Below are 10,261 nucleotides of genomic sequence, written 5' to 3'. Positions count from 1 at the left end.
ATTACCATTACCAGCCCGGGCAGTGACAGCGTCGTTTCCGGCGTTGTTCCTGTCGAAGTCAGCTACTCCGACAACGTGGGTGTCGTATCCGTCGACCTGTATGTAAACGGGCAACACTACGGTCAAAGTACTCAGGAACCTTTTACCTTTTCGCTGGATACGACCGTCATGGATGACGGCCATAACACGCTCAGCGCGGTAGCGCTGGATGCAGCAGGCAATCAGGGATCATCGGGTATCGCGGTATCTGTTAATAACGGTACTACTACAGACGAATCAACTGGTGACACACCAATAATCAGCATAGCCTCACCTGTTGGAGGAAAAGTATCAGGAACCATACCGATTGAATTCAGTTACTCGAATGAAGCCGCAATTGTTTCGGTTGATTTATATATCAACGACCAGCTGCTGGGTAAAAATACGCAGGCTCCGTTTAACTTTACATTCGATACAACAACCGTCTCCGACGGCAGTTATACACTGACCGCACATGCATTCGATGAAGCCGGTAATAAGGGCGTATCCGCAAATGTTTCCGTAACTGTACAAAATGCTGCTGCCGACTCTACTGACAAGGAGGCCCCGATCGTCACGGTTGCATCACCATCACCGGGAGCAGAAGTGTCGGGCACTACCCGCGTCGAATTCGAAACGTTCGATCATGTCGGTATCGTCCGCGTCGAACTGTACGCCAATGATGTTCACGTCGGTTCCAGCACAAACGCGCCATTCAGCATAGACTGGGACACCACGCAATCAGTGAACGGATATGGTTACCTGCAGGCAAAGGCATTTGATGCCGCCGGTAATAAAGGTGTTTCTTTCTACAGAAATGTTACAGTCAACAATTCTGAGACTGCAACACCGGCTGATACGCAAGCGCCGACAATCAATATCGCTTCACCAGCCAGCGGCACGGTATCGGGCACCATACCTGTCAATTTCAATTTCTCAGACAATGTAGGTGTCGTATCGGTTGATTTATATGTCAACGGCCAGCTGCTGGGTAATAATACGCAGGCTCCATTTAACTTTACACTCGATACAACAACCGTCGCCGACGGCAGTTATACCTTGACCGCACATGCATTCGATGAAGCCGGTAATAAGGGCGTATCCGCGAATGTTTCCGTAACTGTACAAAATGCTGCTGCCGACTCTACTGACAAGGAGGCTCCGATCGTCACGGTTGCATCACCATCACCGGGAGCAGAAGTGTCGGGCACTACCCGCGTTGATTTCGAAACGTTCGATCATGTCGGTATCGTCCGCGTCGAACTGTACGCCAATGATGTTCACGTCGGTTCCAGCACAAACGCGCCATTCAGCATAGACTGGGACACCACGCAATCAGTGAACGGATATGGCTACCTGCAGGCAAAGGCATTTGATGCCGCCGGTAATAAGGGTGTTTCTTTCTACAGAAATGTTACAGTCAACAATTCTGAGACTGCAACACCGGCTGATACGCAAGCGCCGACAATCAATATCGCTTCACCAGCCAGCGGCACGGTATCGGGCACCATACCTGTCAATTTCAACTCCACTGATAATGTAGGTGTCATATCGGTTGATTTATATGTCAACGGCCAGCTGTTGGGTAAAAATACGCAGGCTCCGTTTAACTTTACATTCGATACAACAACCGTCTCCGACGGCAGTTATACACTGACCGCACATGCATTCGATGAAGCCGGTAATAAGGGCGTATCCGCGAATGTTACCGTAACGGTGCAGAATGCTGTTGCCGAATCTACTGACAAGGAGGCCCCGATCGTCACGGTTGCATCACCATCACCGGGGGCAGAAGTATCGGGCACTACCCGTGTCGAATTCGAAACGTTCGATCATGTCGGTATCGTCCGCGTCGAACTGTACGCCAATGATGTTCACGTCGGTTCCAGCACAAATGCACCATTCAGCATAGACTGGGATACCACGCAATCAGTGAACGGATATGGCTACCTGCAGGCCTATGCATATGACGCTGCCGGCAATAAAGGCGTTTCGTTTTACAGAAATATCACTGTAAGCAATGTTTCTGCATCTGATACTACTGCACCGGTAATCAGCAGTTTTAACCTTAACGATGGTATGACACTTAAATCTAATACGGTGATCAATGTATCAGCGAATGATGATCAGGGTGTTTCTCAAATCGCTTTATCCATTGATGGAAATACGGTTATGCTAAGCGATAATGAGTCGCTGAATTATCTGCTCAATGTTTCCACTGCAAGAAAAAAGAAAACTCCACTGCATACGATCGCTGTCGCTGCCAGTGATCGCGCAGGCAACACCACAAAAAAGTCAGTAAATGTCTATTATAAATAACTGACTCGTTTACAATAATAAACCAAACAAACAGCCCTTCGGTATTTTCGAAGGGCTGTTTGTTTAACTGTTGTTTTGATAATACAGAATATAAGCATTGGCAAAATAAAGTGTCAACAGGCTCAAGCTGACCCAGCCGATATTCATAAATAACTGCGATCTGGGTCGATAAACCAGTCCAATAATGACCAAACCGGTCATTACAGCAGCAGTAAAAGCTGATACCGCATGGTAGGGAGAAATATCGGCAAACAGTGAACCTCGTAAATAAATCAGGTCATTAAATGCCAGGATTGCAATATTAAACAGATTACTACCCAGGACATTTGCAAGCGCCATGTCCAGCGCATTTATGCGCAAGGCTGCAAGTGTAACAGCCAGTTCTGGTAATGATGTGGTAACAGCAACAAACAATGTTCCAACAAACGTTTGATTCCACCCCATATCTTCGGCAAGTTCAGTGCTCACAAAGGGCAGGTAAAAACCAACGACAACTACGACCAGCGCACTCAACAAATAGCCTGTAGTTGCTCGAACCATGGTGATATGTGGATAACGGCTGGCAACCTGCCTGACAGCTTGTTCGAACTGGGAATGCTCGTGAATAAATATCGCACGCATTGCAACCAGATACAATACAACAATAACTGGGGTATATACGCTTATAAAAGAGAAACTTATGAGTGATGAAATATTAAAACCGGAAACTAAAACCCCCAACCCGGCAAAGGCAATCAGTACGATACCGAATGCGGCAGACAGGGTGTGATTGATGCTGGCGCGGTGATAAATTGATTGTCCCCGCATCAGATAATCCAATATCACCAATATGACCAGGTTAAACACGCAACTGCCCATGATTCCCCCCACAGCGATATCGGGGACAACGGCCAAAGTTAATGCGCTGATACTGGTCATAAGTTCAGGCAGGGACGTTACTGTGGATAAAAAAATAAGCCCAATCCAGTTACCTGACAATCCTGTCTTATCGGAAATGACGTCCGCATACCGCGTCAGTTTTGTGCCAGCTATTCCAATTAAAACTGCACACAAAAAAAACTTAAACCAAATCAACAATTGTGCCGTTAGCATGAAGTTAGATCACTCTCTCTTGGAAGTGAAACTCGACAGTCCGGTTACTGCTTGCACAATACGCGTTCAATTCAGCAACGCAAGAGGTCAAGTGATGCGCTGGCTCTGGATTTAACGCCGCCCATCATACCAGACCGGCAGTTTCTTTCTGTTTTGCAGGGATTTGCGTGGATGAAAAAGCACCTGGAGAAATTGATTGGCCATTTCGCGGGCAGTATACAGCTTTAACTTGCGGGCTGAAGTGATTAAAGGTGAGCGCTTAAGAATAGTAAACTTCAGTCTGCGCTTGCGACCCCATTTTTTTAACAAACGACTCAGGTCTATTTCATCTGCGGCGTACAAATCCAGATTAAATCCACCAACATCCCGAAACGCATCCGCTCGGCAAACAATCAGTGCACCCGACGCCCAGGCAAAAGTAACCGAGATTACAGTCCAGATTTTTAATATTAATGTACCCAGCCATGGAGAGCCGGGCATGTGCATAACGCTGCCGCAGCCAACAAATTTTCCGGAATCTATCAATTTCAGAATATCTGCAATCATATCCGGGTTCAATAAACTGTCTGCGTCGACAAATAAAAACCAGTCTCCCTTTGCAACGGCAGCACCGGCGTTACGTGCTCGTCCGATTTGATTGATCGGTTCAAAAACGACTCTGGCACCAGCCTTCCTGGCAAGTTCAGCAGTATTGTCGGTCGAGTTGTTATCCACCACGATCACTTCATATTCAAACCCGGCTCTATGATTGGCAGCCATTGATTTTGAAACCGAGTCAAGACAGTGGAGAATCAAACGTGATTCATTAAATGCTGGAATAATAATTGAAAGACGCATAAATATACGAGTGAGGCCAGCCCTGCTGTAAAACCAGATACTAACTGTATCGTTTGATCAAAATTCAGACTTCAGAACGAAAATACATATACGATACATAGAAGAATCCAACCTAATCCGGCCGATAACAGGAATGGGAATATTTTAGCTTAAATCAACTGACGATTTTGTTTTTTTTATATGCTTTATTGCTTACAGAAAAACTATCTTTATATAATAGCGGATGGATGTGTGGTCAAGCTCGCGATACAGCACTTCAGGTAATCTCCATTCACGCAGCTGCTTTCCTGTCCACTTTTGATCATTACTCAGTAAAACCAATATCTTCATAGCATGCAGATCGGCGTTTATCAACTCAAAAATAATCTTATTGTTGCACCCATGGCCGGCGTCACGGATCGCCCTTTCCGTCAATTATGCAAAAAAATGGGGGCCGGGATGGCTGTTTCAGAAATGGTAACGAGTAATTCATTATTATGGGGATCCGAAAAAACAAAACGCCGTGCAAATCACGATGGCGAAGTCTCACCAATTTCGGTACAGATCGCCGGAGCAGAACCTGAAATGCTGGCTGCCGCGGCCCAATACAATGCTGATCAAGGAGCACAGATTATTGACATAAATATGGGATGTCCCGCAAAAAAAATCTGTAATGTCATGGCGGGATCGGCTCTGATGAAAAACGAACAACTTGTCGAGAGAATTCTGCAATCTGTAGTAAATGCTGTAAATATTCCAGTCACCCTTAAAATCAGAACGGGTTGGGACCAGCAGAATAAAAATGCGCTGACCGTTGCCAGAATAGCGGAAAATTGTGGAGTTCAGGCGCTGGCCATTCACGGGCGTACCCGTGCCTGCGCGTATCGCGGAAACGCCGAATACGATACTATTGCAGCCGTAAAAGCTCTTGTAAAGATTCCGGTCATAGCAAATGGAGATATTTCTACGCCCGAGAAAGCACGTCATGTGCTTGAATACACCAAGGCAGATGCGATAATGATAGGTCGTGCAGCGCAAGGCAGACCCTGGATATTTAGAGAGATAGATTATTATCTGAATACCGGCGCATATCTGCCGCCACCAAAAGTAAGTGAAATTCATGCTGTTCTTATGCAGCATTTAAATGATCTATATCAGTTTTACGGTGAATATGCCGGTGTGCGCATCGCTCGCAAGCACATTGCGTGGTATACAAAGGGCTTGACAGGCTCAGCGGGATTTCGACAAAAGATGAATCAGTTGCAAACTTGCGAGGAACAGCTATCTGAGACAAACAGCTTCTTTACAGAGTTATCTGATCACAATCAATATTTGCAATATATAAAAGAAGAAGGGGCGATCGCAGTATGAATACCATTAATGAGAATGAAATTTCTTGCTGTATACGGAAATCAATTGGCAAATATCTCAGCGATCTGGATGGCGAAAAACCCTGCCCTATCCATAATATGGTCATCTTAAGCGTGGAAAAACCACTCATTGAAGTCATTCTACAATACACTCACGGAAATCAAACACAGGCCGCAGAGCTTCTTGGAATCAACAGGAATACATTGCGCCAGAAAATCAAGCGGTATCAAATCAAACAAGGTATATGATGTCTATCAAACAGGCACTGATCAGTGTTTCAGATAAAACAGGAGTAACCGAACTTGCTCGCACACTCCATCAATCAGGAATCACCATAATTTCAACAGGTGGTACTGCCACACTCATGCAGGAAAACGGCATTCCGGTCACCGAAGTCAGTGAATATACGGAATTTCCCGAAATGCTCGACGGGCGCGTCAAAACCCTGCACCCCAAAATTCATGCCGGCATACTGTCCCGAAGAGATTCACCTGACCACATATCATCTATGGAACAAACCGGTTTTGCGGACATTGAACTGGTTATCGTCAATCTCTACCCGTTTACACAGACAATAGCCAAGCCCGACTGCACGCTGGACCATGCGATCGAAAATATCGATATAGGCGGACCTGCCATGATTCGAGCGGCAGCAAAAAACTATAAAAAGGTTACTGTCATAACAGATCCAGAAGATTATTCGGCACTACTCAATGAATTAGCGGCAAATAATGGGGCCGTCAGTGCCATCAGCCGGTTCAAATTCGCCCAAAAAGCGTTCTCTCACACTGCGGCCTATGACAGCGCTATCAGCAATTATTTAACAGCAACTGATGATGATGGGAACCGCAACGATTTTCCTGGCACATTGAACCTGAACTTCAACAGGATGCAATTCATGCGCTATGGCGAGAATCCACATCAGAAAGCGGCCTTCTATCGCGATTTGCAGCCCGTACCTGGCGGTCTGGCCAGCTATCATCAATTACAGGGCAAAGCGTTATCCTACAATAATATTGCTGATACCGACGCAGCATGGGAATGTGTTAAATCTTTCGAAGACCCTGCCTGCGTCATCATCAAACATGCCAATCCCTGTGGTGTTGCTGTTGCAGACGATATACTGACAGCCTATCAACGCGCCTTTTCGACTGACCCGACTTCCGCATTCGGCGGCATTATCGCCTTTAACCGGCCGCTTGACACCGAAACTACCACTTCAATACTCAAGCAATTTGTCGAAGTAATCATAGCGCCCGATGTGACCAGTGATGCGCGTACTTTATTAGCACAAAAGAATAATATCCGTGTCTTAACACTTCCACTGGATCACGCAAGTCACCAATATGATCTGAAACGTATAGGCGGAGGTTTGCTGGTACAATCACCGGATAACTATCAATTACCGCGAGATGCGCTCAAAGTGGTAACCCGTAGAATGCCAACCGAACAACAAATGAACGATTTACTGTTTGCCTGGCGGGTTGCCAAATACGTCAAATCAAACGCCATTGTCTACTGCTCGAATAATCAGACGCTTGGTATCGGCGCTGGTCAAATGAGTCGCATCGACAGTGCAAAAATTGCATCCATAAAAGCCCGGCAGGCGGGACTGGATTTATCTGGTTCGGTGGTTGCTTCAGATGCATTTTTCCCCTTTCGTGACGGTCTTGATATTGTCGTGGAAGCAGGGGCGCACGCAGTCATCCAGCCTGGCGGAAGCATCCGCGATGAAGAGGTCATTGCTGCAGCAGATGAGCAGGATATCGCAATGGTTTTCACGAGTGTTCGGCATTTTAGACATTAAAGAGTCTTAATCTTACTGATAGATATGAAATTACTGGTAATCGGCAGCGGTGGCAGAGAACATGCACTGGCATGGAAACTTGTTCAATCACCACGTGTCGAGAAGGTATTCGTTGCTCCCGGAAATGCCGGAACAGCAAACGAACACGGACTCGAGAATATTACGATCTCTGGAATTCCCGCGTTGATCGACTTTGCACAAAGCCAGAAAATAGCATTTACTGTTGTTGGTCCTGAACTACCACTGGCTGAGGGCCTAGTCGACGCATTTCTTGGTGCAGGATTGAAAATCTTTGGCCCGACCCGTAAAGCGGCGCAACTGGAAATTTCGAAAAGTTTTGCCAAAGACTTTATGTATCGTCACAACATCCCCACTGCCGCCTATGCAACGTTTACCGACGCACAGGCTGCACATCAATATATTGATCAACAAGGCGCGCCAATTGTTATAAAAGCCGCCGGCCTGGCCGCAGGTAAAGGTGTTATTGTTGCACCAACATTGGAGATGGCACATGACGCAATTGATCAGATTCTCATATCAAAGCATTTTGGTGAGGCGGGTGTGGAAATCATTATCGAAGAATTTCTCCAGGGCACTGAAGTCAGTTTCATCGTCATGTGTGACGGACAGCATGTTTTGCCTTTAGCCACCAGCCAGGATCACAAACGTCTGCTTGACGGAGACACTGGCCCCAATACTGGAGGCATGGGAGCTTATTCACCGACTCCGTTCATTTCCCCCGGTTTACATGCACAAATTCTGCGGGAAGTCATATATCCTGCAATTCATGGTATGGCTGATGAAGGCACTCCATACACTGGATTCCTATACGCCGGTTTGATGATCACTAAAGACAACCACGTGAGCGTTCTGGAATTCAATTGTCGTATGGGTGATCCGGAAACACAGCCAATTCTGATGCGCCTTAAAAGTGATCTGTCCACGCTAATCGAACAAGCACTCGATGGCACGCTAGATCAAGCTGAGACCGACTGGGACAGACGCGTCGCTTTGGGGATCGTTATGGCTGCCGGCGGCTATCCTGAGAACCCTCGAAAAGGCGACATCATTACCGGACTATCTGACCTGATGACCAGGCAAGATTCCGTGGATGACTTCCATATCTTTCATTCCGGCACGGCGTTGACAAATAATAATCAGCAGGAGTTTGTAACCGCTGGTGGCCGCGTTTTGTGTGTAACAGCCCTAGGTGACAATCTGAAACTTGCCCAGCAGCACGCTTATGATATTGCCAAACGTATCCGTTTTGATAACTCTTGTATGCGCCACGATATTGGTTATCATGGCATAGATTTCATCTACAAATCGTAACGGTTCAATCAGACACCGAAAGCCAAACCAGTCAATACTGATACTTATTGTGTGCAATTTTAATTCCGCAATGCAGCACTACGCATAGTATTTTTACTTGACGTTTGGCCTGCTTCCGATTTGTTAGTGCCTAAATCACCTCCATGAGATAGTGATGTTCTGCACAGTTGATTTGCTGAAATCCCATCTTCAGATACAACCGAAAAGCACCCTGATTGGCATGCAATACCCGGAGCCTCAGTGGCAGGCCCAGTTTACGCGCCCGATAAATCAGTCGCAAAATGACCTCGCTACCTATGCCTTGATTCTGATACTGAGGATCGATTTGAATTTCATCCAGCCACAAGTAATCTCCCTGCTGTTCAACTATAAACATACCCACAGGTTTCTCCTGCTTCAGGATAATATCGATTTTTTTCGTCTCCCAGGATTTTAAAAACAATCCGAATTCTTCGTCATCATCCCAGTAACCGAACTCCTCAATGATCAGTTCTCGATAAACGGTATGGTGCAAGTCCAGCAACCAATCATAATCTATTTTTTCAGCGGGTCTAATCCGGATTGTCATCAATAAAATGGTTATTTTTTGCTTACTTCAGTTGTTAATTTATCACTGCTGTTTCGTTTAGGGGTTTAACTCTTTGAAATTATTAAACAAACAATTCTCATGTCTTAGACAAATCTTAACGTTTAATTTTTCATTTATTTCAATAAGTTATAACAATATTGACTTCAAGTTAACGGGACAGCAGTGTTAATTTATATTCAATCGAACAAGCAACCTACGCCTGTTTTCTGAAAATTGTTAAATTTTTTCTGGTGGTAAATGTTGTACTGACTGCCTCCAAAACACCTCAGTTATACGTTTTTTAAAAACACTTATTTTAAACGCATTAACCTTATGCCTTAAAGGTTCCGACACATGAATGTCAGTCAAACTGAGCAAAGGCTGCATTCCTGATTTGTTGACAAAGTCTGATCAAACCGGCCTGTTGAACTGAGAATCTCTGAACCATTATCTGGCAGAATTAATTTTAGACCTGTTGCCACAAGCATTAGCAGCTGTGGATAAACTTTTCCTGTAGTCTTGTCGGCAAACCAACAAACCTGGTTTTTCCAAAACTATCCAATTCGATTGCACAAATATACGCAGCACTTCTACCATCACAGCAAAGTTTGAACGCCAGCAAAAGCTGATCTCACACTATTCATGTATCAACACCATATGCTGAAAAAAAATTTATATCCTCAAGTAAACCGATTAATCCGTGCTGCGTTAATGTAGCGTTCCCATATTCAAAAGAGCATTTTGATATGACCGGGTACACGAATTTCGAATCAAGAAAGAAATTCGCAGAAACGTAGGGTTTTCACTTCGTAGGAGCGTACTTTGAATAAATCCAGGGAATCTCTAACGATCATTTCGGTAGACGCCACCCCTGATCATGAAAGAAACTTGAGAGGAAGGTGGCAGGAAGAGGTCGCACATTTTTTTGGTGACTTGAT

General features: G+C 45.3%; 8 protein-coding genes. 5 read left to right on the top strand and 3 right to left on the bottom strand.

Going from position 1 to position 10,261, the window contains the following annotated elements:
* On the top strand, nucleotides 1-2,337 hold a 2,337-nt coding region (locus BMY62_RS15050), incomplete at its 5' end, for an Ig-like domain-containing protein (RefSeq protein WP_090661848.1).
* A 63-nt stretch (nucleotides 2,338-2,400) separates the two neighbouring features.
* Here the strand turns inward: BMY62_RS15050 and BMY62_RS15045 are convergent.
* Together BMY62_RS15045 and BMY62_RS15040 are read right to left on the bottom strand one after the other, a co-directional pair.
* A complete protein-coding gene (locus tag BMY62_RS15045; protein ID WP_090661845.1) occupies nucleotides 2,401-3,429 on the bottom strand; it encodes a sodium:calcium antiporter in 1,029 nt (342 codons plus the stop codon).
* Between the two features lie 111 nt (nucleotides 3,430-3,540).
* Nucleotides 3,541-4,266 (bottom strand): glycosyltransferase, encoded by a 726-nt coding sequence (locus BMY62_RS15040; protein WP_090661842.1) that lies wholly within the window; start codon nucleotides 4,264-4,266, stop codon nucleotides 3,541-3,543.
* Nucleotides 4,267-4,599: 333 nt separating this feature from the next.
* Between BMY62_RS15040 and dusB the strand changes: the two genes are divergently transcribed.
* The 4 genes from dusB to purD are packed head-to-tail and all read left to right on the top strand — an operon-like array spanning nucleotide 4,600 to nucleotide 8,755.
* The gene (dusB, locus tag BMY62_RS15035) at nucleotides 4,600-5,616 is read left to right on the top strand and encodes a tRNA dihydrouridine synthase DusB (protein WP_090661838.1); all 1,017 of its coding nucleotides are present in this window, start codon (nucleotides 4,600-4,602) and stop codon (nucleotides 5,614-5,616) included.
* Entirely contained in the window at nucleotides 5,613-5,864 is a 252-nt protein-coding gene (locus BMY62_RS15030; RefSeq protein ID WP_090627283.1) for a helix-turn-helix domain-containing protein, read from the top strand. The genes dusB and BMY62_RS15030 overlap by 4 nt, the downstream gene beginning before the upstream one ends.
* A complete protein-coding gene (gene purH / locus BMY62_RS15025; protein ID WP_090661851.1) occupies nucleotides 5,864-7,423 on the top strand; it encodes a bifunctional phosphoribosylaminoimidazolecarboxamide formyltransferase/IMP cyclohydrolase in 1,560 nt (519 codons plus the stop codon). The genes BMY62_RS15030 and purH overlap by 1 nt, the downstream gene beginning before the upstream one ends.
* Before the next feature lie 24 nt (nucleotides 7,424-7,447).
* Nucleotides 7,448-8,755: a phosphoribosylamine--glycine ligase gene (gene purD, locus BMY62_RS15020; RefSeq protein ID WP_090661835.1), complete on the top strand. Its 1,308-nt coding sequence runs from the start codon at nucleotides 7,448-7,450 to the stop codon at nucleotides 8,753-8,755.
* Nucleotides 8,756-8,885: 130 nt separating this feature from the next.
* On the opposite strand, the gene BMY62_RS15015 is transcribed toward purD, so the two are convergent.
* A complete protein-coding gene (locus BMY62_RS15015) occupies nucleotides 8,886-9,323 on the bottom strand; it encodes a GNAT family N-acetyltransferase (protein WP_090661832.1) in 438 nt (145 codons plus the stop codon).
* Nucleotides 9,324-10,261: the final 938 nt, after the last annotated feature.

It is taken from the genome of Nitrosomonas marina, from assembly GCF_900111605.1.
Lineage (GTDB): Bacteria > Pseudomonadota > Gammaproteobacteria > Burkholderiales > Nitrosomonadaceae > Nitrosomonas > Nitrosomonas marina_A.
Note: the sequence above shows the minus strand (reverse complement) of the source record. Positions and strands in the feature narration are given on the sequence as shown.

Coding starts and splice junctions, on each gene's coding strand:
- BMY62_RS15045 (WP_090661845.1), bottom strand. CDS start 3,429: ATGCTAACGGCACAATTGTTGATTTGGTTTAAGTTTTTTTTGTGTGCA.
- purH (WP_090661851.1), top strand. CDS start 5,864: ATGTCTATCAAACAGGCACTGATCAGTGTTTCAGATAAAACAGGAGTA.
- BMY62_RS15040 (WP_090661842.1), bottom strand. CDS start 4,266: ATGCGTCTTTCAATTATTATTCCAGCATTTAATGAATCACGTTTGATT.
- BMY62_RS15030 (WP_090627283.1), top strand. CDS start 5,613: ATGAATACCATTAATGAGAATGAAATTTCTTGCTGTATACGGAAATCA.
- dusB (WP_090661838.1), top strand. CDS start 4,600: ATGCAGATCGGCGTTTATCAACTCAAAAATAATCTTATTGTTGCACCC.
- BMY62_RS15015 (WP_090661832.1), bottom strand. CDS start 9,323: ATGACAATCCGGATTAGACCCGCTGAAAAAATAGATTATGATTGGTTG.
- purD (WP_090661835.1), top strand. CDS start 7,448: ATGAAATTACTGGTAATCGGCAGCGGTGGCAGAGAACATGCACTGGCA.